Source organism: Methylobacterium sp. CM6257, assembly GCF_054611515.1.
This window is the reverse complement of sequence record NZ_CM137735.1, coordinates 3,823,785-3,846,317: the sequence shown is the minus strand read 5'-3', so window position 1 is coordinate 3,846,317 and position 22,533 is coordinate 3,823,785. Positions and strand designations below refer to the sequence as shown.

The following is a 22,533-nucleotide window of genomic DNA, read 5'->3' as shown; positions in this document are numbered from 1 at the left end:
GATGCGTCTTTCGTCCGCCCTCGGCCGCGCCACGCCGGTGATGCTCGCGGCCAACCTGATCCTCGGCTCGGTCGCGCCCGCGAGCGCCCAGAGCTTCCTCGGCCGCGGCGCACCGCGGTCCCTGGCAGTGCCCAGCGACGAGCCGTCCGGCCCTGTCTCCCGTCGGTCCGAGGCTCCGCAGGCGGATTCCGTCAGGGCCTCCTCACAGACCGCGGTTCCCCAGGCTCCCGCCCCGCTGCCGCAGCGCCCGCTGCCGGCGATCGGCGAGAGCCTCCGCCTGAAGGGCGAGGAGAGCCTTCTGCAATGGCCCGTCTACGTCACGGCCGAGCAGGCCCGGGAGCGCCTGCGGCTCCGCGTCGGCTATCTCGCGGCCATCTCGGTCGTGCCGGAAGCCTCGACCCTGACCGCGTCGGTCAATGACGTCGTCCTCGGCCACACGCCCATCAAGGCGCCGGGCGCCGTGCGGGTCATCGAGTTCGACATCCCCGCTGGCGTGCTCAAGCCTGGCTACAACGCGATCGCGATCTCGGCCGTGCAGCGCCATCGCGTCGACTGCTCCATGCAGGCCACCTACGAATTGTGGACCCAGATCGACCCGTCCTGGACCGGCCTCGTGATGCCGGCCGGGATCGAGGCCGTGCGCGCCCTGCGCGATCTGCCCGCAATCGCCCCGGACGCGCGCGGCATCGTGCCGATCCGCGTCGTCCTGCGCAGCAAACCGGGCTTCGCCACCTTCGAGAAGATCATCTCGGTCGTGCAGCGCGTCGCGCTCACCGGCCACTACGCGCACGTCGCCGTGGAGTTCGGACCGCCGCTCAAGGGGCCCGAGGGGCTCAACCTCGTGATCGGCACGCCCGACGAGCTGCGAGAGCTGCCGGGATATGATCCGGCGCAGATGATGGGCGGCCAAGCCCTCACCTTCCTGCCCGCCGCGGCCGAGCGGTCGGCGACCCTGATCGTGCCCGGAAGCGGGGCCGCCGAGCTCGACGCCGCGTCCGCGGTCCTGACGGCCACCGCCGCCCACGAGGCGACGGGAAGTCCGCAGGGCCTGCGCCTGCTCCAGCTGTCCCGCGGCCTGGAGACGAAGGGCGGGGAGACGCTCCCGCTCGCCCGCTTCGGCGTGCAGAACCGCGAGTTCTCCGGCCGCCTGTTCCGGACGGGGTTCGACGTCTCGCTGCCCGCGGACTTCATTCCGGCCGATTACGCGAAGGCGAGTCTGGCGCTGGCCGGCGGCTACGCCGCGGGCCTCGAGCCCGGCGCGCAGATCATCATCGACGTGAACGGCCGCAACGTCGCCAGCAACGCCTTGCCGCGCTCCGACGGCGACGTGTTCCGCAACGCCGTCATGCCTCTGCCGCTCGGGCGCTGGCGTCCGGGGCGCAACCACATCGAGGTCACGGCGCTGCTCCCCTCCGCGGCGGACCGGACCTGCGAGGACGGCGGCGCCGAGCGCAAGCGCTTCCTGTTCCTGAACGATACGACGCTGACGCTGCCGCCGCTCGCCCGGGCGCTCCGGCTCCCGGACCTCGCGGCCACGACCAGTGGCGGCCTGCCCTATGCCGACGCGGCGCATCGGCCCAGGCTCGTCGTACCGACGCCGGACCGCGAATCCATGTCGGCCGCGGCCACGATCGCGGTGCGGATGGCCGTGGCGGCCGGACGTCCGATCGCGTTCGAGCTGGGCAATGAATCGGCTCTGCAGCGCCGTGCCCCCACGGTCGTCGTCGCGCCGGCACGCGCCCTCGACCCGGACATCCTGCGCGCGGTCGGCCTCGACTCGGAGCAGATCCGGAAGATCTGGGAAGGGCGCGCCTCCGGGGGAACCGTGCCCGGCCAGCCCGAGGCACTCCCGGGCATCAGCATCGACCGCCTGCGCCACGACGTGCCGCCGGCCTGCGCGCTGCCGGTCTCGGCCTCGCGCGGCGCGCAGCCGGGTCTCCGACGCGCCCGGAGCGCCGATCCCGACGGCGAGGCGCGCGATCTCGTCTCGTCCTGGACCACCGCCCTGCGGGGACGGGATTCCGTCGGTGATCGCCTCTCCGGTGTCGCGGCCTCGCTCCGGGCGGCCGCGAACGACGCCGTCACCACGGCGGGCCAATGGATAACCGATCAGATCCGCGATCAGCCCGTCGCGGTGAGCGCCCGCGCCTCGATGGTCGTCGGTCAGGGCGTCGCCGGCCGCGACCCCGACTCCGTGCTCACGGTCTTCACCGCCCCGAACGGTGCGACCCTGCAGGCCGCCGCGATCTGCCTCGGCACGCCGGCGGTCTGGGGCCAGCTCCAGGGCCGGGTGGCCGTCATCGACGCCAATGACGGCGCCGTCACGACGTATGCCTCCAACCAGACCCAGATTCTGGAGACGGAGCCGCGATCCTTCGAGAACACGCGGCTGATGCTGGCGGGCTGGTTCTCGACGAACCCCAATACCTTCGTGCTCGTGCTCTTCGCGGCCGCCATCGTCCTCGGCCTCAGCACGCAGGCGATGCTCCGCAATATCGGGCGCGCCGGCGCGGTGAGACCGTCCGAAGGCGACGACCGGGAGACCGACCGATGAGACGTCTGCTCGCGCCGCTCGCCACTCCGCTCCTCGCCCTCATGCTCATCGTTCCGGCCGCGGCTGAGGCGCCGCCCTCTGCCGAGCGCGGGACCGAGACGATGCCGCTCCTGAACGCCATCGCCGACACCACCGCGTGGCGCAGCTACAAGAGCCGCTTCGTGACCGATCAGGGGCGCGTCGTCGACACCGGCAACGGGCGCATCAGCCACAGCGAGGGCCAGGGCTACGGCATGCTGCTGGCCGTGGCGGCGGGCGACCGCGACGCGTTCCAGCGGATCTGGGGCTGGACCCGCGCGAACCTGATGGTGCGCAACGATTCGCTCCTGGCCTGGCGCTGGGAGCCCGACAAGCGCCCGGGCGTCGCCGACACCAACAACGCCACGGACGGGGACATTCTGGTCGCCTGGGCGCTCGCCGAGGCCGGCGACGCATGGTCGGACGACGGGTATCGCCTCGCCGGGCGGCGCATCGCGGTCGATCTCGCCAAGCGCACGATCCTGTTCACGGTCGAGGGCGGACCGCTGCTCCTGCCCGGCATGGCGGGGTTCTCCGCGGAGGATCGTGCGGACGGACCGGTGGTGAACCTGTCCTACTGGGTGTTCCCGGCCTTCACGAAGCTCGCGGCGCTCGCGCCGGAATTCGACTGGGGCCGGCTCAAGGCCGCGGGGCTCGATCTGGTTCTGCGGGCCCGTTTCGGCGACGCGAAGCTGCCGACCGAGTGGATCTCCATGCGCGGGGGAGCGCCGAGGCCGGCCGAGGGCTTCCCGGCGACCTTCTCGTACAACGCCGTGCGCGTGCCGCTGTACCTTGCCCTGGCCGGTCACGGCGACCGGCGCGCCTACGAGCCTTTCGTCAAGCTCTGGGCGGAGCCCGATCCCGCGGGTCTGCCGAGCCTCGATCTCGCGAGCGGGCAAGTGGCGGGCAGGCTTCAGGAGCCGGGTTACGCGGCCATCCCGGCGCTGGTCGCCTGTGCCGTGTCGGGCACGCCGCTTCCGGCCGGCTTCGCCGAGCCGGCCCCGGCCGAGAACTACTACCCCGCAACGCTCCATCTGCTGGCGCTCGTCGCCGCCAACACGAGGTATCGGTCATGTCTCGGGCGCTGAGGCGGGGCGGCGCGGCGCTGTCACTCGTGGCGGGGTTGGGGCTCGACGTCGCCGGTGGGATCGACGCCCTGCGCGCGGAGCCCGCGACGGCCGCCCCGCGCGGACCTGCGACGATCGTCCGGCTCGATGAAGGTCGCGCGCCGGTCATCCTCGGCGGTCAGGAGGGCCAAGCGGCCGGCCCCGCGATCGTCGACGAGAGCGGCCTGCGCTATTATGCGGCCCAGCACCAGACCGAGCGGGTGCAGGCCGAGATCGCGCGTCTGCGGCGGCGGTATCCGAACTGGACCGTTCCGACCGATCTCGACACGCTGAAGCCGAGCCCGCCCGAGGAGGCGCCGCTGTGGGACCTGTTCACGGCCGGCCGCATCGTGGAGCTGCGTGCCGCCATCGCGGCGCGCCAAGCCGTTGAGCCCGAGTGGCGCCCGTCGGACGATCTGGCGCGCAAGCTGAACCGCGGGACACTCCGCGGCGAGGTCAAGGCGGCCGAGCAGAACGGCGATTGGGACAGCATCCTCGCCCGGGCCAACGCGTCGCCGAGCGCCCTGCGCGACCTCGACATCGACATCGCGTGGCTCGTCGCGGAGGCATACGCGCGCACGGGGGCAACCGCGCAGGCGGCCGCGGCCTACCGGGCCATCCTGGAGGGCCAGACCGAGACGGCCCTTCGCCTCGCGACCGTGCAGAAGGCGATGGCCGTCCTGCCGATGGCGCAGGTCGAGACGCTGCTCACCCTCGCTCACCCGGCCGCTGACGGGAGCGGCGAGTTCCAGGCCATCCGGCTGGACGTCACGCGTGCGCGCATCGCGGCGTTCCTGCACGACGAGCCCGCAGGCCGGATCGAGCCGGCCGAACTCGCGGCGCTGGGTGAGGCGATGCGCAAGTCGGGCATGCCCGACCAGATCAGCCTGCTCGGCTGGTATGCCTATCGGCGGCGCCAGTTCCGGGAGGCGCTGGACTGGTTCAAGATGGCCATCGCCCGCGGCGGCGATGCGCGGGTCGCGACCGGCCTCGCCCTGTCGCTGCGCGAACTGGGGCAGGATCGCGAGGCCGAGGAGATCGCCTTCGCGTGGCGCGGCCCGTCGGTCACGAACACCGCGCTCTACATGGACATGATGGAGCGCCAGCTGACGCTGAGTCCCGTCGCACCGGTCGATGCCGGACGGCTCGACCGCTTCGCCAAGCTTGTCCTCGCGACCACCTCCGGCGAGGGGGCCCAGGCGCTCGGCTGGTACGCCTACAACGCCTGCCAGTTCGAGGCCGCCGTCGACTGGTTCCAGCGCGCGACGGCCTGGAAGCCGCAGGAAGCCGCCGTGCTGGGGTACGCGCTCACGCTCGGGCGGCTGAAGCGGACCCGCGAGTTCGTCGAGGTGATCAACCGATACGACGGCCTGTATCCGACGGTGGTCGAGCTCGCGCTGCCGCAGCCGGACACGCAGAAGCCCCATCCCTGCGACCCGGTCCGGCCCGGCCCAGCCGCCGTGCAGACGGCCGCCGCTGCGCAGGCGCGTGTGCCGAAGCCTGTCCCGGCCGCGGCGCAGCTCCGCGCCATTCCGGTCAAGCGCGGCGAGTTCCCGGTCGCCGTGGCGGCGGAGAACCCGCTGCGGTTCCCCGAACCGACCGACCAGGGGCGCGAGGCCGAGTTCCTGCGCGAGCCGCGTGGCACCCCGCCGCTCGTCGCCCGTCGCGTGCCGGGCGTGGGAGCCATGCCCTACGAGCGCTACGGCTTCACCCTGCTTCCCGGCTGGAACGGTCTCGACCGGGCGACGCCGCAGGCCGCCCAGCCGGTGCCGCCGGCGGGTACGCTGGCCCAGAATGACGTTGCCGGCGGTGCCTTCGGCGGCGGTTCCCGAACCGCCCAGGCGCGCGACAGCGACCGATTCGGTCCCTTCGATTCAGCCGCAGCGGCCCCCCGCGGCGCTTCTCGCAGCGAGACACAAGACCGATGAACCCGATGGTGGCGCTGCGGATCCGATCTCACGTGCTGCAGGCCGGAGCGGCCGCGCTGGTCTGCGTCTCACTGGGAGCCTGCAACACGGTGCGGAGTTCATCCGCCCGCACGTCGGCCTCGGGGCCGGTCTTCACCGCCCTGGAGGGTTCCGCGCATGTTGCGCCGCTCCTGTCGCTGCCCGCGGCCGGACGCCCTGTCCTGGTGGACGAGACGCGCACTCCGGAGGGATTGCGCCAGAAGATCCGGTTCGGCTCGGACGGCACGAGCCGGGCCGATCTGACGCTGGGCACCGGGGCTGCCGGCGGCGCTCTCAGGATGGAGAAGCCCACCCGCCGAGGCATCGCGGCCGAACTCGCCGGCCTCGACGGCGGCCCCTATCGCGTTCTGCCTCAGCCTGCTCACAATGCCTATGGCCCCATCGGCGTCGCGCTCGGCCGCCGCTGCGCCTTCGCGTGGCAATGGATCGACGGGCTGGGACGGAACGAGCTGGGCGCGGCGTGGCCGCTGACCGGATCGGTATCGGCGTCCCTGCGCATCCAGCATTGCGGCCGCGGCCCGACCGCTTCGACCGACGCGCTGATCGCCGATCTGGCGCGCCTGCGCCTGGGTCCGGTCGCCCCGGGACAGAGCGCCCATAGGGCGCGGCGCCGCCCGGCGAACGCCGCCGCGCCTGTTACGAGCCCGGACGCCGCTGCGGCGCCGGCGCCCAACCCGATCGTCGCCGCCCGGCCGGTCGTGGCGGTCAACGGGAGCCGGACGCTCATCGATCTGCCTCCGGAGACCCCGGCGACGCCAAGCCCGGCCCAGCGGGCAGCCGGACGATTCCCACCGCCGACCGTGGCCGTGCCGCGGCCGGACTCGGCCGGAACCGACACGGCCAGTCAGGCACGCTACCTGACGGACCCTGTGCAGCCCCGTCCCAGCGCGACGGTCGATGCGCCACCGCCGCGTCCCAGCCGGCAGGAGGTCTTGTCGACGGACCTGCCCCCGCAGGCCTATCGCGGCCCGACCCCGCCGCCGTTCGGATGGTGAGGCCGCGCCGATCGCGTCGGATCCCTTCGGTGGTTGGGGCGGCTCCCGTGCCGCCGCCGGCTCAGGCGCTCCCGTCCCAGTGCCGTCCGGCGTCAGCGCAAGCCGTAGGCCGGCGCGAGCACGAAAGGACCTGGCCGATAACGATAGCAGATGTATCCGTAGGGGCCGTACCAGCGGCTGCCGGATAGGCAGGGCGGTGCGGCCGGTCGGCAGAGTGTCGGGCACGGAACGCCCGTGAAGGCCCCCCCGACCAGCAATGCCGGCGGCTGGGGCATTTCGGCACCGTACCGGGCCGATAGTGGAGCCGCGACGGCGTCAACCGGCAGCGTAAGCGCGCAACCGACGAGCAGGCTGCCGAGCGTCGAGATCTTCATGTCCGGACACCTTCAGATCGCGGGCAACGCCGGAATCCGCACAAAGTTCGAAAAGGTCATGCGCGTAAGTAGTTTCACCCAGCGTGGGGCCCTCGCGACAGTCGACGGCCGCCGATAGATTGTCGAAACGCCGCCGTGTTCCCGCAACCGCGCCGGCACGCATCGCGTGCCGGAGTCCGGCGTGGCGACGAGCATTGATTTGACCGCGACGCCGCGAAAAATCGTCTGTCCTCGATCGGGCGCCTCGTCACGGCAGATAGGCCGACCAGCCCGATGGTGCCCGACCAGCCCGATGGCGCGCTCGGCGTGAGTCATCGGCACCTTCCGGGCGTCGGCCGAACGCCTCGCCGGCCGGATGGATGAGTGAAGCGCCCGCCGATGGCCCGAGCCTGCCCGTGAGGGAGGAGCTCGACGCCGCGGGTCTGCGCGCGCGCGCCCGACACGCCGACATCGCACCCCACAGGTTCTCGGCGGCGGCCGGGTTGCAAATGGTTAATAAATGGTTAAGCTTCTCTGTAATTACTACGGAGGAGGGCGGCGGTGAATTCAGTCTATCCCCTGCGTGACGACCGTCCGGAAGCCCAGCTCTCGCCCGCGATGACAATCCATCCGCAGAGCCCGGATGAGGTGCTGCAGGAGCAGATGCGGCGCCTGCACAACGCACGCGCGCGCCAGCGCGCAGCCCGGCATCACCGGGCGGGGCGGCCTCTGGCCTGAGCACGACGTCATGATGGACACCCTGCTTCTCGTCTGCGCCGTCGTCGCGGTCGTCGGGACTTTAGCGCGGATCGGCCTCGCCGCAGGCCTCTCGTCCGTTCGACCGCGCCGCATCGAGTGGGACGAGCCCGCCGACGTGGAGCGCTGAGGACGGCGCGGCGTCGGGCCGGCACAGGCTAGGCAGGGCCGTCGTCGAGCCGAACGATGCGCACGGGTCGGAAGGCTCGCGCCGCGACCTCGGCCTCGACTCAGGCGCGGGCCGTATCGGCCGTGGCATGATCGGCGAAGGCAGCCGGGCGCGGCGGCCATTCCGACCCGGATTTGACGATGTAGCCGCGCGCGCCCGTCGAGACCGGTCCGACATAGCCGAACACCTTGCCGGTCTCGTCCACGAGGTCGGTGCAGTGGACCGGGCCTTCGGTCCAGCGGAGGTGACTGCTCCCCGCCCTGAAGGAGGGGGCTTCTTTGCCTCATCCTGCATTGGGGGCTCCTGCTGCCAGCGTGTCCAGACCGACACGGAGGATGTTGAGCGCGGCGTTGTGGTCCCGGTCGTGCAGGGTTCCGCACGCGTCGCAGCGCCAGCTCCTCTGACCCAGACCCGCGATACCTCTCGGCCGCGACGGCGCATCTCGCGATCCGCATGTCGAACAGGTCTGCGAACTCATGGCCTCCGAGACTTCCAGATACCTTCGGCCATTCCTCATGGACTTGTACCGAAGCTGCTCCCGGAAGCCCGCCCACCCGGCATCGTACACTGACTTCGCCATCGTGGTCCTGGCCAACTTCGACGGGCTGACATCGCCGACGACGATGGTCCCGTATTCCGCGCACAGGGCCGTGCTGGCCTTGTGCAGGAAATCTCTGCGGCGGTTGCGCGCCTTGGCCTGGATCGCCCGCGCCCGCTTCGTCTTGTGCGCCCGTTGCGCCGTGCCGAGCGCCTGCTCGCTCGCGCGGTAGAAGCGCGGCATCTCGATCTTCCTGCCGGTCGAGAGGGTCGCGAGCGTCTTCAGGCCCAGATCGATCCCGACCGCGTTCTCAGGCCGCGGATCGCGGCACTCCACCGCGACGGGCAGATTGACGTACCAGCAGCCCTTGGCGTCGGCGTTGAAGCTGCCTGCGCCGAACCGCATCCCCGGCGCCAGCCCGTCCCGCAGGTGCATGGCTTCGTAGCGCACGCCGCGAAAGACGAAGGCCTCGCCGTCGAATACGACGTGGCCGGTGTTGAACGGCACCCAGCCGAGGGACTTGCGCCCGCGCCAGCGCAACCAGGGCTTCTTCTGCGCCTTCCGCCCCTCGTCGTAGGCGCGGCACACCCGCTGGATTGTGTGGGCGTGGAGATCGAGTTCCTTGCCTGCGCCGGCCGTGAGCTTCATCAGGTCGTAGACGGAGAGCCACTTGCGCCGGGCTTGTGCGGCCTTCTTCTGCGTCTCGTTGCAGAAATTGAACACGACGTTCACCGCCCGCGCCTGCCTGCGCAGGCCGGGACCATGCTTGTCCCTCAGGCGAAGTTTGAGCGTGATCTGCATCGGCGTTCCGCTTCCGTTCTAGCACGGAAACGACCTCGGCCTGAAGGCCGAGGCCTGTGGAAATCGGTCAGGCATCCTCACGACCCCCATGCGCGATCCGGGTTGGACGCACCACGCCGTCCGCGCAAGGGCAGGCGCCCGAAGGCCGATCACGCAGCAACCCCCCTCGCGGGCTCGGCCCGATCGGAGCCCCAGTCCTGCACGACATGGCCGGGCGACACCTCCCGGTAGAGGCGCTCCGGCGCGACATAATCCGGCGCGCGGATCGGGCAGCGGATCTCGTCGTCGGGAAGGGCATGCCGGTCCCGCCGCCGCGCCGGGTCCGGGACCGGAACCGCGGCCAGCAGCCTCTTCGTGTAGGGGTGCTGCGGGTCGCCGAAGACCGCCGCACGCGGACCGATTTCCACGATCTCGCCGAGATACATCACGGCGACCCGGTGGCTCACCCGCTCGACCACCGCCATGTCGTGCGAGATGAACAGGTAGGCGAGACCGAGTTCCGCCTGAAGGTCGAGCATCAGGTTCACGACCTGCGCCTTCACCGAGACGTCCAGCGCCGAGACCGCCTCGTCGGCGACGATCAGCCGGGGATTCAGGGCGAGCGCCCGGGCGATGCAGATGCGCTGGCGCTGCCCGCCGGAGAATTCGTGCGGGAAGCGCCCGGCCATCTCGGGCGCGAGCCCGACCCGGGTCAGCAGGTCCTCGGCCCGCCGCCGGGCCTCTCGGGCGGTGGCGAGGCGGTTGATCAGCAGCGGCTCCGCGACCGCGGCGCCGACGCTCATTCGCGGGTCGAGACTGGCGAACGGGTCCTGGAAGATCATCTGCATTCGCTGCCGGCGGGCACGCAGCGTTTTGGGGTCCAGGGCCGTGATATCCTCGCCATCGAGCAGCACCGAGCCCGACAGGGGTTCGACGAGCCGCAGGATCGAGCGCCCGGTGGTGGACTTGCCGCAGCCCGACTCGCCCACCAGCGCCAGGGTCTCGCCCGCCGCGAGGCTGAACGAGACCCGCTCCACCGCGTGGACGCGGCCCGTCACGCGGCCGAGCAGCCCGGAGCGGATGTCGAACCGGGTGGTCAGGTCGCGCACCTCCAGCACCGGGCGCTCGGCGGACTCGACGGTGTCGGGCCTCTCGTTGAGCGGCGCCGTCGCACCGGTCGCGCAGTCGACCACGGGGAAGCGCAGCGGCCGGGAGCGGCCCGCCATGGCGCCGAGGCGGGGGACTGCGGCGAGCAGCGCCCGTGTGTAGGGCTCCTCGGGCCCGTCGAAGATCCGCCCGGTCGGCCCGGCCTCCACGGCCCGGCCGCGATACATCACCACCGTGCGGTCGGCGATCTCGGCCACGACGCCCATGTCGTGGGTGATGAACAGGACCGACATGCCCTCCTCGTCCTGGAGGCTCTTGATCAGGTCGAGGATCTGGGCCTGGATCGTCACGTCGAGCGCCGTGGTCGGCTCGTCGGCGATCAGGAGCTTGGGCCGGCAGGCGAGCGCCATCGCGATCATCACCCGCTGGCGCATGCCGCCGGAGAACCGGTGCGGGTATTCGTGGAGCCGCGTGCGGGCCGCGGGGATCCGCACCTTGTCGAGGAGCCGCAGAGCCTCCGCCTCGGCGGCAGACCGCGACAGGCCCCGGTGCCGGATCAGCGCCTCGGCGATCTGGAAGCCGATGGTCAGGACCGGGTTCAGGGAGGTCATCGGCTCCTGGAAGATCATGGCGATGGAATCGCCGCGCACGCGCCGCATCTCGGCCTCGGCGGCGGCGAGCAGCGCGCGGCCCGCGAAGCGCACGCTGCCGCCGATGCGGCTCGCGTCCCGCGGCAGGAGGCGCAGGATCGACAGGGCACTGACGCTCTTGCCCGAGCCGGATTCGCCGACCAGCGCCACGGTCTCGCGGGGCCCGACGTCGAAGGAGACGCCGTGCACCACCTCCCGCCAGCGCCCGTCCGAGCGGAACGACACGGTGAGGTCGCGCACCGAGAGGATCGGGTCCGCCACGGGCATGGCTCCTAGAACACCCGGCGCGGGTCGAGCGCGTCGCGCAGGCCGTCGCCGATGAAGTTGATCGACAGCACGGTCAGGAAGATCGCCCCGCCGGGAAACAGCGCCCAGTGCGGCGCGACGTCGAGGTGGTCCTTGGCGTCGAACAGCAGCCGGCCCCAGGTCGGGATGTCCGGCGGGAATCCGAGCCCCAGGAAGGAGAGCGTCGATTCCGCGATGATCGCCGCCGAGACCTCGATGGAGGCCGCCACGATCACGGGTCCCAGCGCGTTCGGCAGGATGTGGCGGCGCACGAGGTGCCCGGTCGTCGCCCCCTGCGAGCGGGCGGCCTCCACGAACTCCTTCTCGCGCAAGCTCAGGAACTGCGCCCGCACCAGCCGGGCGACCGGCATCCAGCGCAGGCCGCCGATCACCGCGACGATCATCAGGAACACGCCGCCCTGGGTGCCGAACACGGCCTTCAGGCTGTCGCGGAACAGGTAGATCACGAGGAGCAGCAGCGGCAGCTGCGGCAGCGACAGGAACAGGTCGGTCAGCCACATCAGCGCAGGATCGAGGAAGCGGCGGGACATGCCGGCCAGCGCGCCGACCAGCACCCCGATCAGGCTCGCCACCGCCATGGCGGCGAAGCCCACGGCCAGCGAGATCCGCCCGCCGTAGATCATACGGGCGAGGAGATCCTGCCCGAGATCGTCGGTGCCGAACGGGTGGTCCCAGGACGGCCCCTGAAGCTGGGCGGCGAAATCGATGTCGTCGATGGCCACCGGCCAGAGCAGGCCGCCGAACACCACGCCGGCGACGAGCAAAGCCAGCACGGCGACGCTGGCGAGCGCCAGCCGGTGCCGTCGGAAGCGCCGCCACGTCTCCCGCCCCGGCGAGGCCGGCCCGCGGGCGAGGGCCAGCACCTCATCGGAGGGCGATGCGAGGGTCGAGCCAGCCATAGAGCAGGTCCGCGACGAGGTTGAATAGGATGACGAGGCCGGCGAACACGAAGGTCACGGCCATCACCACGGGCGTGTCGTTCGAGAGCATCCCGTCAATGAGCAGCGAGCCGATCCCGGGGATCCGGAAGATCTGCTCGGTGACGATGGCACCGCCGAACACCGCCGGGATCTGCAGCGCCACCAGGGTCACCACCGGGATCAGCGCGTTGCGGGCGATGTGCCGGCGGGTGACCGTGCCTTCGGTCAGGCCCTTGGCCCGTGCAGTGGTGACGTAGTCGAGGCGGGCGACATCCAGCGCCGAGGCGCGCACGTAGCGGGTGTAGGAGGCGGCCTGGAAGAACCCCAGCACCGCCACCGGCATGATCGCCTGCCGGACGTTCGCCCAGACCCAGGCGAGCCCGGATCCCGGCAGGTCGGCCTGGTAGACGAAGGGCAGCCAGCCGAGCTTGATCGAGAACAGCAGGATGAACAGCAGGCCCGTGAAGAAGGTCGGCAGAGAGAAGCCCACGAAGGCCAGCGTGTTGGCGACCTGGTCGGCCAGCGAGTAGGGCCGGCGCGCGGCGTAGAGGCCGACCGGGATCGCGATGAGCAGCGCCAGCACCTGCGAGGAGCCGACGATGAACAGGGTCGTCGGCAGCCGCTGCAGGATCAGGGTGTCGACGTTCACCCGGCTCGCGAAGGAGAAGCCCCAATCCCCGTGCAGCATGGCGGTGAGCCAGTGCAGGTAGCGGGTGAAGATCGGGTCATCGAGGCCGAACTTGACGCGCAGAGCCGCCCGCACCTCGGGGGGCACGTTCGGGTTCGCGGCGAGCTCGCCGAACGGGTCGCCCGGCGCCAGCGCCAGGACGGTAAACAGGATCAGGCTGATGCCGAGCAGGCTCGGGATCGCGATCAGGAGGCGTCGCAGGATGTAGGCGCCCATGGCGCGCCGCCTCCCGCTCAGGCCTCCCGGTACCAGTCGGGCAGGAACGAGAGGTCGTTGTCCCAGCCGCTGCGGGGCGCCGTGAGCGTGGCGCCCACCGCCGAGACCTCGGCGCGGTGGATCAGCGGCAGGACGTTCTCGGAGACCGCGAGGTCGTTGCACTTGATGAGGAGTGCGGCCCGCTTGACCGGGTCGAGCTCGCTCTGGGCGGCGTTGTAGGCTTCATCGTAGGCGGCGTTGCGCCAGCGCACGACATTGCGGCCCTGCCACTTGTTGGCCTTCTGGGCGACCTCCCAGGACGCGTACATGAGTAGCCAGATCGCCGGATCAGCCTGCGTCATGCTGTAGGCGTACATCTCCATGTCGGCGTAGAAATGCGTGCAGGTGTCGGGGTTCGCCGGGTCGGAGGAGAAGAACACCGAGCCGGTCACCGATTTCAGCTCGATCTCGATGCCCGCCTTGGCGGCCGCCTGCTTGATGATCGCCTGGGTCTTCTGGCGCGGAGCGTTGATCGAGGTCTGGAACAGCAGCTTGAGCCGCTTGCCGTCCTTGGCGCGGATCCCGTCGGAGCCCTTCTTCCAGCCGGCCTCGTCGAGGAGCGCGTTGGCCTTGGCCGGGTCGAAGACGAAGCTCGTATTCTTGGAGACGAAGCGCTCCGGGCCGTTGACCGTGTTGGCGGTGGGCCTGCCGGTGCGGCCGTAGATGTAAGTCTGGATCGACTTGCGGTCGACCAGCAGGTTCATCGCCTGGCACACCTTCGGGTCGGAGAAGGCGGGGTGCTTCGTCGTGATCGAGGATCGCTCACCGTCGACCTCGACGTTCGGGTCGGTGGCGTTGAGGAGCAGGAACTCGAGCTTGCCGCCGTAGACGACGTCGACCCGGCCCTTGCCGCCGGTCTCCAGGCGCTTGAGCACCTCGTCCTCGATCAGCATGTTCCAGGCGTAGTCGTACTCGCCGGTCTGGAGCACGGCCCGAGCGGCCGAGACCGCGTCGCCGCCGCCCTTCATCTCGATCGTGTCGAAGTACGGCCGGTTCGGCAGGTGGTAGTCGGGGTTGCGCTCGCCGCGGACGATGTCGCCGGGCCGGAACTCCACGAACCGGTACGGCCCGGTCCCCACGGGGGCGAGGTTCTGCGGCGCGTCCCGGGACTTGGCGCCGCTGTAGGGTCCGAACAGGTGCTTCGGCAGCACCATGCCGACGATGCCCACGAAGGCGTCGCACCAGTAGGGCGTCGGCTTGTCGAACACGACCCGCACGCTGAGATCGTCGATCTTCTCGACCTTGCAATCCTTGTAGGAGCCGGCCGTCACCGCCGCGGTGGCGGGGTCGCGGGCGTAGTCCCAGGTGAAGACGAGGTCGTCCGCGGTGAGCGGCTTGCCGTCGTGCCACTTCACGCCGGGCTTGAGCGTCCAGACCACCGAGCGGCCGTCGGCGGCGAGCGCCCCGTTCTCCTTGGACGGGATCGTGGCGGCCAGCACCGGCACGAGGTTGCCGTCCGGATCCCAGGCGGCGAGCGGCTCGTAGAAGATCCGCGAGGCGTCCTGGTCCTTGGTGCCGATGGCGAAATGCGGGTTGATCAGCGTCGGCGCCTGCCACCAGAGGAGCTTCAGCGCGCCGCCGCCGCCGGCCTTGGTCGGCTTGTAGCCGGACCGGATATCGGCCGCCATCGCGACCCCGTTCCCGGCCAGCATCAGCCCGGCCATGGGCGCGGTGAGGCCCACCGCCACCATCCGCTGCACGAAGGCGCGCCGCGACAGGCGGCCATCCTTCACCTGCCCGATAAGGCCGCGCAGATCCCGCTCGTCCATGTACGCATTCCCGTTTACCGCCGCGAGCGGCACAGCAACATTCCGGTGGCGCCCTTGGCAAGGGGCGGGCCAGTGACGGTTCAACCGAAACGTGTCGCCAAGGGCCCGATCCCCGTGGTTTCCTGGTCCTGACCCTGCGAGAGGACGACCGACACGCCCTTCCGGAGACCCAGGCCATGGATAACCGCAACGCCGTGTGGCGCCACGTCGACGCGCAGAAGGAGCGGCTGATCGCCCTCTCCGACCGCGTCTGGGGCATGCCGGAGGTCTGCTACACGGAGACGCGCTCCTGCGCCGAGCACGTGGCGGAACTCCGCCACCAGGGTTTCCGAGTCACCGAGCGGGTCGCCGGCATTCCCACGGCCGTGATGGGGGAGGCCGGGGAGGGCGGTCCGGTCATCGCCATCCTGGGGGAGTACGACGCCCTGCCGGGCCTGTCGCAGGAGGCGGGCGTCGCCGAACACCGGCCGGTGGAGGCCGGCGGGCACGGCCACGGCTGCGGCCACAACCTCCTCGGCGCGGCGGCCCTGCTCGCCGCCACGGCGGTCAAGGACTGGCTCGCCGAGACCGGGACGCCCGGCCGCGTGCGCTACTACGGCTGCCCGGCCGAGGAGGGGGGTGCCGCGAAGGCCTTCATGGTGCGCGCGGGCGCCTTCGCCGACGCCGACATCGCGATCTCCTGGCACCCGGCGAGCTTCTGGGAGGTGGCCCCGCCCGTGGCGCTGGCCAACACGCGGGCGGATTTCGTCTTCACCGGGCGCACCGCCCACGCGGCGGCGGCCCCGCATCTCGGGCGCTCGGCGCTCGACGCCGTCGAGCTGATGAGCGTCGGCGTGAACTACATGCGCGAGCACATGCCCTCGGACGCGCGGGTGCACTACGCCTATCTCGACGCGGGCGGCATCGCCCCCAACGTCGTCCAGGCGAGCGCGACCGTGCGCTACTCGATCCGGGCGCGCGACCTCCCGGGCATGCTGGCGCTGGTGGAGCGGGTGAAGAAGATCGCTGCAGGCGCCGCCCTGATGACCGAGACCGAGGTCGAGGTGCGGATCGTCAGCGCCGTGTCGAACCTGCTGGGCAACGCTCCGCTGGAGCAGGCGCTGCACGGCGTGATGGAGGAGCTCGGGCCCCCGCATTTCGACGCGGCCGACCGGGACTTCGCCCGGACGATCCGGGCGACGCTCAGCGACGGCGATATCGATGCCGTCTTCCGCGCCATCGGGATGCCGCGCACCGAGGCACCGCTCGCCGATTTCCTCGTGCCGCTCGATGCCCCGCGCAACCCGGCGGTCGGCTCGACGGATGTCGGCGACGTGAGCTGGGTGGTGCCGACCGTGCAGGCTCACGCGCCGACGGTGGCGGTGGGCACGCCGTTCCACACGTGGCAGGTGGTGGCGCAGGGGCGCAGTCCCGCCGCCCACAAGGCGATGGTGCAGGTCGCCAAGGCGATGGCCGGAACGGCCCTGCGGGCGCTCACCGATGACGGCCTGCGCGCGGCCGCCAGGGCGGACCTCGCCCGCCGGGTCGGCGCGGGCGGCTACGTCTCGCCCCTGCCGCCGGAGATCGAGCCGCCGCTGCGCATGTCGCTGGCCTGAGCCGATCCTCCCCGGCGCGGCGGGTCGACGCGGGCGTGAGCCGATCCTATACGCGCCACGACGGGGCGAGGCCGTCATCGATGCAGCCCAGCCCGCGGAGGGATCCGGTGTGACGGAGAGCGTGGCAATCGTCGGCCTCGGCTATGTCGGGCTCCCGCTCGCCCTGGCCTTCGGCAAGACGCGGCGCACGATCGGCTACGAGCAATCCGCCACCAAGGTGGCGGCCTACCGGGCCGGTCTCGATCCCGCCGGCGAGATCGACGCCGAGGCGTTCCGGGCCGCCGGACACCTCGCGATCACGGACGATCCGGCGCTCCTGTCGGGGGTCGACGTGATCATCGTCACGGTCCCAACCCCGGTCGACGCGGCGCAGAGCCCGGACTTCGACCTGCTCGTCCGGGCCTCCGCGCTGGTCGGGCAGCATATGAGGCCCGGGGCGACCGTGGTGTTCGAATCCACGGTCTATCCGGGCGCCACCGAGGAGATCTGCGTTCCGGTCCTCGAACGGCATTCCGGCCTGCGCTGGAAGGACGGGTTCTCGGTCGGCTACTCGCCGGAGCGGATCAATCCGGGCGACACCGAACACAGCCTCGCCAAGGTGGTGAAGATCGTCTCGGGCGACACACCGGAGACCCTGGCGCGGCTCACCGCCCTCTACGGCACGATCATCGAGGCGGGCATCCATCCCACCTCCTCCATCCGGGTCGCGGAGGCCGCCAAGGTCATCGAGAACACCCAGCGCGACCTCAACATCGCGCTCATGAACGAGCTGTCGCTGATCTTCGACAGGCTCGACCTCGACACGCTGGAGGTCCTGCAGGCGGCCGGGACCAAGTGGAACTTCCTGCCGTTCCGCCCGGGCCTCGTCGGCGGCCACTGCATCGGCGTCGACCCGTACTACCTGACCCACAAGGCCGCGATGATCGGCTACCACCCGCAGGTGATCCTGGCGGGGCGGCGCATCAACGACAGCATGGCCGCCCACGTCGCCCGCAAGACGGTGAAGCGGATCGTCCGGCAGGGCGGCAGCGCCCGGGGCGCGAAGGTCATCGTGCTGGGCCTGACCTTCAAGGAGAACTGCGCGGACCTGCGCAATTCCAAGGTCGCCGACCTCGTCCGGGAGCTGGCGGAGTTCGGCTGCGCCGTGTCGGTCCACGATCCCCGGGCTGCAGCGGCGGAGGCCCGGGCCGAGTACGGCCTCGACCTCGTCGACTGGGCCGACCTGCCCGGGGATGCCGACGCCCTGGTGATCGCCGTTCCGCATCTGGAATACGCCCGGCTCGCGCCGGAGGAGATCGCCGCCCGGGTGCGACCGGGCGGCCTGATCGTCGACGTGAAGTCGCTCCACGACCGGGCGGCGTTCGAGCGGCTGGGCTACGAGGTGTGGCGCCTGTGACGGCCGCTTCCGGCCGGCCAGGGGCCCTGCGATGATGCGGAGAACGAGGCGGACCCCATGAACGAGACGGGCAACGATCACCGGCCGACCCAGCCCGTCAGCGGGGCCGGCACGGACGCCGCGGACCGGCACGCGCGCTACTCCGACGCGCAGATCCGCGCGATCCTCAACACCACGCGCACGATCGCGCTGGTCGGCGCCTCCGCGAACCCGGCGCGCCCGAGCTGGATCGTGCTGAAGTACCTGCTCGACCGGGGTTACGCGGTGACGCCGGTCAATCCCGGCCTCGCCGGACAGGACCTGCTCGGGCGCCGGGTCGCGGGCTCGCTCGCCGAGGTCCAAGCGGCCCTGGGCGACCAGCCGATCGACATGGTCGAGATCTTCCGCAACTCCGCTGCGGCCGGGCCGCTGGTGGACGAGGCGCTGGCGCTGGCTCCCCTGCCGAAGGTGATCTGGATGCAGCTCGGCGTGCGCGACGACGCGGCCGCCGCCCGGGCCGAGGCACAGGGAGTCACGGTGATCATGAACCGCTGCCCCAAGATCGAGTACGGGCGCCTCTCGGGCGAGATCGGCTGGACCGGCGTGAATTCCCGCATCCTCAGCGCCAGGAAACCGGTGCTGGCGGCCAGGGGCGTCCAGAAGCTCACCATCGCGGAGCGGGGCCGGCGCAGCGAGTAGGAGCGGTATCATGATACCACTATCGCAAACGCCTTCTGGCGGCTTGCGTTTTCGCGATCTCGCATTCCGCTGTTGACGCGCCAGCCGCGCCCGGCTATGCACCCGCCACCGCCGCCGCGTGTCCCCACGCGGCGGCTCGTTTTTCGGCACCCCGATGTTTTCGACACCCCGACCCGTCGGGGCTTTGATCCATCGGAACCCCTGGGATTTGGCTATGAAGACCACCTCGCTGAAGCCCGCCGAGGTCGACAAGAAGTGGATCGTGATCGACGCGGAGGGCCTCGTGGTGGGCCGGCTCGCGTCGATCGTGGCGATGCGCCTGCGCGGCAAGCACAAGGCCGCCTACACGCCCCACGTCGATTGCGGCGACAACGTCATCGTCATCAACGCGGACAAGGTGAAGTTCACCGGCCGCAAGTACACGCAGAAGAGCTACTTCTACCACACGGGCTATCCGGGCGGCATCAAGGAGCGCACGGCCAAGTTCATCCTCGAGGGCCGGTTCCCCGAGCGCGTGGTCGAGAAGGCCGTCGAGCGCATGCTGCCGCGTGGCCCGCTCTTCCGTCAGATCCTCGGCAACCTCCGCGTCTACAAGGGCGCCGAGCACCCGCATGAGGCCCAGCAGCCGCAGGCGCTCGACGTCGGCGCCCTCAACCGCAAGAACGTGAGCGCTTGATCATGGCGACCCTGCAGTCCCTCGCCGACCTCAACCGGGCGAATACCGGCGCGGTCGATTCCGCCAACGAGGCCCCCGTCCACGTCCAGAAGCTGGACGCGCAGGGCCGCGCCTACGCCACCGGCAAGCGCAAGGACGCGGTCGCCCGCGTCTGGATCAAGCCCGGCAACGGCACGGTCACGATCAACAAGCGCCCGGTGGAGACCTACTTCGCCCGTCCGGTGCTGCGCATGATCCTGCGCCAGCCGCTGGAGATCGCCGGCCGCGTCGACCAGTACGACATCACCGTCACGGTGGCGGGCGGCGGCCTCTCGGGCCAGGCCGGCGCGGTGCGCCACGGCCTCTCGAAGGCGCTGACCTACTACGAGCCGGAGCTGCGCGCGCCGCTCAAGCGTGAGGGCTTCCTCACCCGCGACGCCCGCGTGGTCGAGCGTAAGAAGTACGGCCGCAAGAAGGCCCGCCGCAGCTTCCAGTTCTCGAAGCGTTAAGACCCGGTCACACCGGTGTCACGGAGAGGGCGGTTCCTGCGGGGGCCGCCCTTTCGCGTTTCAAGACCCGGCCGTTGACAGGCTGTTGCACGGCGCGCACCTGATCCCCGGCTGCGATGCCCGACTCGGGCGGCACGGCATAGCGTAGACAGCGAGACGGACGATGGCTGGCGAAGGCGCGACGAAGCCCACCGTGTTCATCGACGGCGAGGCCGGCACTACCGGTCTCGGCATTCGCGAGCGCCTGGAGCGCGACGGGCGGGTCGCCCTGCGCAGCATCGCGCCCGAGCACCGCAAGGATCCGCAAGCCAAGCGCGCGCTGCTGGCCGAGGTCGACCTCGTGGTGCTCTGCCTTCCGGACGCGGCCGCCAAGGAGACGGTGGCGCTCGCCGACAGCCTGCCGGGCGGCGGCCCCCGGGTGCTCGACGCCAGCACCGCCCACCGGGTCGCCCCGGGCTGGACCTACGGGTTCCCGGAGATGACCCGGGAGCAGGGCGCGGCGATCGCCCGCGCCCGGCGGGTGGCCAATCCCGGCTGCTACCCGACCGGGGGGATCGCGCTCCTGCGCCCCCTGGTCGAGGGTGGCCTGATCCCGGCCGATCACCCGATCAGCATCAACGCGGTGAGCGGCTACAGCGGTGGCGGCAAGAGCATGATCGAGGCCTACGAGCAGGGCACGGCGCCGCCGTTCCAGCTCTACGGCCTCGGCTTCGCCCACAAGCACCTGCCGGAGTTGCAGCTCTACAGCGGGCTCTCCCGGCGGCCGATCTTCGTGCCGTCCGTGGGCAATTTCCGGCAGGGCATGCTGGTGAGCGTTCCGCTCCACTTGGAAACGCTACCGGGCCGGCCCACGGCCGCCGACCTGGAGGCCACCTTGCGCGACTGGTACGCCGGTCAGCCGCTGGTGCAGGTCGTACCGGGGGCCGCGACGGGCGCACACCGCGAGAAGATCGAGCCGGAGGATCTCAACGACACCGACCGGCTGGAGCTGCGGGTGTTCGGCTCGTCCGAGCACGGCCAGGCGGTGTTGGTGGCGCGCCTCGACAATCTCGGCAAGGGCGCCTCCGGGGCGGCGGTGCAGAATCTCGGGCTGATGCTCGGGCTCGACGGCTGAGAGCGCCGCGGAAGGAGCGGGCACGGCGGGCGGGTTTCGGACCATGACAGCTTGCCCGGACGGGCATCCGAGCCGCATTCCCTGTGCTCCGTGCCGAACCTCCACGAGCAGCGCCCCGGGCGCGTGAAAGCCGCGGTCCACGCGCATCCCGGGTCGCATAATCGTGCCGCGCAGCGTATGCGACCCCGCGGGTCCGCCGCGTCCACCGGCGGCAGGGATTGAGGACGATGCAGGCGCAGGCATTCGGCGGGACGGAAGGCGACCACATCGACCTCACGGCGGGACGGCCGTGGCATCGCGCGGATGCGCCGGCGGGCTCGGCCGTGCCGACCGGCACCGCCCAATTCCAGATCGATCTCGGCCTGCGCTTCCCGATCCATTCCGTCCGCCTCGCCGGCGACGCGGCCGGTCCGCGCCTCGCCCTGTCCGATGACGGGCAGGTCTGGCGGGAGCCGACTCTCGCAGGAGGCCAGGACGGTCAGGAGGGGTCATCGGCGCTCCTGACGCTCGAGCCCGGGGAGGGGGCCTGGGCACGCCACGTCCGCATGACGCTGGCGGTGCCCACCGGAACGAGCCCGCCGATGATGCAGGTCCGCTGCGAGTCGGCGCCTTTCGACCTCATCGCCCTGCGCCGCGTTCTGGACGTGCCCTTCGCGATCGTCGATGAGCGGCCCGGCGCGAATCCCTACGTCGCCTACCGCCTCGTGAGCGCCGACCGGCCGAGGTCACGCGCCCTGGTGGGGCTCGCGCTCTACGAATGCGGCGCCTTCGGCAATTGCCTGATCCAGTGCTTGCTCGCCATCGGCATCGCCCGCAACCTGAACCTCAAATACATCAAGCTCGCGGCCGCCGACCGCAGCGAGGTGATCGGGCTGACCGGTCCGCTGACCGTCGGCGGGATCACCTTCATCCCCGGCTCCGAGCCTCTGCCGGACGATGGCACCTTCCTGTCGGGGATGTATTTCGACCTCGAGATCCAGCAGCTCGCCGGGACGCTCGGCCCCGAGGAGACCCGCGACATCGTGCGGTCCTGCATCCGGCCGCTGTTCAACCGGCTGCCGGATCATATCCCGGCCAAGCCCGACGACGAGTTGCTGATCCACATCCGCTCAGGAGACATCTTCAGCACCTGGGTGGCGCCGACCTACCCGCAACCGCCGCTCGCCTTCTACCAGATGGTGATCCGGCGGCTCCTGGCGGAAGGCCGCATCGCCTCGATCAAGCTGGTCTTCGAGAACCGGCTCAACCCGGTGATCCCGGCGCTCGAGGCCTGGATCGCGGAGCGCGGCATTCCGCTGTCGACCCAGAGCGGAACCCTGATCGACGACGTCGTGGCGCTGATGAACGGGCGCTACCTCGTGTTCGGGCTCGGCACCTTCGGGCCGGGGGTCTGCCAGCTCTCGGACCGGGTCGAGCAGGTCTTCTACTTCGCCTCCGGCTGGCCGCAGCACTTCAAGAGCATCCCGACCATCGAGACGGTCATCGAAGTGCTGGACGTGGCCGGCGCCTACACGAAGGTCGGCGAGTGGGACAACTCGCCCGAGCGGCGCGCCCTGATGCTCGACTACCCGGCCGAGAACCTCGCCTTCGACGACGCCTGATCCCGGCCGACCCGCACCGCCTTGCCGAAGGCGAAAAAACCGGTGACAAGCGCC

20 protein-coding genes are annotated in these 22,533 nt (G+C 71.0%); 13 read left to right on the top strand and 7 right to left on the bottom strand.

The window, feature by feature from the left end; genetic code table 11:
* Position 1: 1 nt before the first annotated feature.
* The 4 genes from ACYCO6_RS18800 to ACYCO6_RS18785 are packed head-to-tail and all read left to right on the top strand — an operon-like array spanning position 2 to position 6,640.
* Positions 2-2,554 (top strand): cellulose biosynthesis cyclic di-GMP-binding regulatory protein BcsB, encoded by a 2,553-nt coding sequence (locus ACYCO6_RS18800; protein ID WP_459762121.1) that lies wholly within the window; start codon positions 2-4, stop codon positions 2,552-2,554.
* Positions 2,551-3,660: a glycosyl hydrolase family 8 gene (locus tag ACYCO6_RS18795; protein ID WP_459762119.1), complete on the top strand. Its 1,110-nt coding sequence runs from the start codon at positions 2,551-2,553 to the stop codon at positions 3,658-3,660. The genes ACYCO6_RS18800 and ACYCO6_RS18795 overlap by 4 nt, the downstream gene beginning before the upstream one ends.
* Entirely contained in the window at positions 3,645-5,606 is a 1,962-nt protein-coding gene (locus ACYCO6_RS18790; protein WP_459762117.1) for a hypothetical protein, read from the top strand. Before ACYCO6_RS18795 ends, ACYCO6_RS18790 begins: the two co-directional genes overlap by 16 nt.
* The gene (locus ACYCO6_RS18785) at positions 5,603-6,640 is read left to right on the top strand and encodes a hypothetical protein (protein WP_459762115.1); all 1,038 of its coding nucleotides are present in this window, start codon (positions 5,603-5,605) and stop codon (positions 6,638-6,640) included. Before ACYCO6_RS18790 ends, ACYCO6_RS18785 begins: the two co-directional genes overlap by 4 nt.
* 386 nt (positions 6,641-7,026) lie before the next feature.
* On the opposite strand, the gene ACYCO6_RS18780 is transcribed toward ACYCO6_RS18785, so the two are convergent.
* Positions 7,027-7,329 carry a hypothetical protein gene (locus tag ACYCO6_RS18780; protein ID WP_459762113.1) on the bottom strand — a complete coding sequence of 101 codons (303 nt, stop codon included), beginning with the start codon at positions 7,327-7,329 and terminating at the stop codon, positions 7,027-7,029.
* A gap of 225 nt (positions 7,330-7,554) precedes the next feature.
* Between ACYCO6_RS18780 and ACYCO6_RS18775 the strand changes: the two genes are divergently transcribed.
* On the top strand, positions 7,555-7,731 hold the full coding sequence (locus ACYCO6_RS18775) for a hypothetical protein (protein ID WP_459762111.1): 177 nt from the start codon (positions 7,555-7,557) through the stop codon (positions 7,729-7,731).
* A 10-nt stretch (positions 7,732-7,741) separates the two neighbouring features.
* Positions 7,742-7,879, top strand: a complete 138-nt coding sequence (locus tag ACYCO6_RS18770; RefSeq protein WP_459762109.1) for a hypothetical protein — start codon at positions 7,742-7,744, stop codon at positions 7,877-7,879.
* Positions 7,880-7,979: 100 nt separating this feature from the next.
* Here ACYCO6_RS18770 and ACYCO6_RS18765 read toward each other — a convergent pair whose 3' ends face one another.
* The 6 genes from ACYCO6_RS18765 to ACYCO6_RS18740 form a co-directional block, all read right to left on the bottom strand.
* The gene (locus tag ACYCO6_RS18765; RefSeq protein ID WP_459762107.1) at positions 7,980-8,123 is read right to left on the bottom strand and encodes a hypothetical protein; all 144 of its coding nucleotides are present in this window, start codon (positions 8,121-8,123) and stop codon (positions 7,980-7,982) included.
* A gap of 78 nt (positions 8,124-8,201) precedes the next feature.
* Positions 8,202-9,257, bottom strand: coding sequence for an RNA-guided endonuclease InsQ/TnpB family protein (locus ACYCO6_RS18760; RefSeq protein ID WP_459762105.1), 1,056 nt, complete (start codon positions 9,255-9,257; stop codon positions 8,202-8,204).
* Between the two features lie 149 nt (positions 9,258-9,406).
* On the bottom strand, positions 9,407-11,260 hold the full coding sequence (locus tag ACYCO6_RS18755) for an ABC transporter ATP-binding protein (RefSeq protein ID WP_459762103.1): 1,854 nt from the start codon (positions 11,258-11,260) through the stop codon (positions 9,407-9,409).
* A 5-nt stretch (positions 11,261-11,265) separates the two neighbouring features.
* The gene (locus ACYCO6_RS18750; protein WP_459762101.1) at positions 11,266-12,198 is read right to left on the bottom strand and encodes an ABC transporter permease; all 933 of its coding nucleotides are present in this window, start codon (positions 12,196-12,198) and stop codon (positions 11,266-11,268) included.
* Positions 12,164-13,123: an ABC transporter permease gene (locus ACYCO6_RS18745; protein ID WP_459762099.1), complete on the bottom strand. Its 960-nt coding sequence runs from the start codon at positions 13,121-13,123 to the stop codon at positions 12,164-12,166. Before ACYCO6_RS18745 ends, ACYCO6_RS18750 begins: the two co-directional genes overlap by 35 nt.
* Before the next feature lie 17 nt (positions 13,124-13,140).
* The gene (locus tag ACYCO6_RS18740; protein ID WP_459762097.1) at positions 13,141-14,931 is read right to left on the bottom strand and encodes a peptide ABC transporter substrate-binding protein; all 1,791 of its coding nucleotides are present in this window, start codon (positions 14,929-14,931) and stop codon (positions 13,141-13,143) included.
* A gap of 176 nt (positions 14,932-15,107) precedes the next feature.
* Here ACYCO6_RS18740 and ACYCO6_RS18735 point away from each other — a divergent pair, with 176 nt between their 5' ends.
* From ACYCO6_RS18735 to ACYCO6_RS18705, 7 genes are all read left to right on the top strand, one after another.
* Positions 15,108-16,526, top strand: coding sequence for a M20 family metallopeptidase (locus ACYCO6_RS18735; RefSeq protein WP_459762095.1), 1,419 nt, complete (start codon positions 15,108-15,110; stop codon positions 16,524-16,526).
* A gap of 109 nt (positions 16,527-16,635) precedes the next feature.
* Entirely contained in the window at positions 16,636-17,922 is a 1,287-nt protein-coding gene (locus ACYCO6_RS18730) for a nucleotide sugar dehydrogenase (protein ID WP_459762093.1), read from the top strand.
* 57 nt (positions 17,923-17,979) lie between these two features.
* Positions 17,980-18,600: a CoA-binding protein gene (locus ACYCO6_RS18725; protein ID WP_459762091.1), complete on the top strand. Its 621-nt coding sequence runs from the start codon at positions 17,980-17,982 to the stop codon at positions 18,598-18,600.
* Positions 18,601-18,814: 214 nt separating this feature from the next.
* A complete protein-coding gene (gene rplM / locus ACYCO6_RS18720; RefSeq protein ID WP_091715165.1) occupies positions 18,815-19,276 on the top strand; it encodes a 50S ribosomal protein L13 in 462 nt (153 codons plus the stop codon).
* Positions 19,277-19,278: 2 nt separating this feature from the next.
* Complete coding sequence (gene rpsI / locus ACYCO6_RS18715; protein ID WP_459762088.1) at positions 19,279-19,764, top strand: 30S ribosomal protein S9; 486 nt, start codon at positions 19,279-19,281, stop codon at positions 19,762-19,764.
* A gap of 163 nt (positions 19,765-19,927) precedes the next feature.
* Positions 19,928-20,878: an N-acetyl-gamma-glutamyl-phosphate reductase gene (gene argC, locus ACYCO6_RS18710; RefSeq protein WP_459762086.1), complete on the top strand. Its 951-nt coding sequence runs from the start codon at positions 19,928-19,930 to the stop codon at positions 20,876-20,878.
* 227 nt (positions 20,879-21,105) lie between these two features.
* Entirely contained in the window at positions 21,106-22,479 is a 1,374-nt protein-coding gene (locus ACYCO6_RS18705; RefSeq protein WP_459762084.1) for a coagulation factor 5 8 type domain-containing protein, read from the top strand.
* Positions 22,480-22,533: the final 54 nt, after the last annotated feature.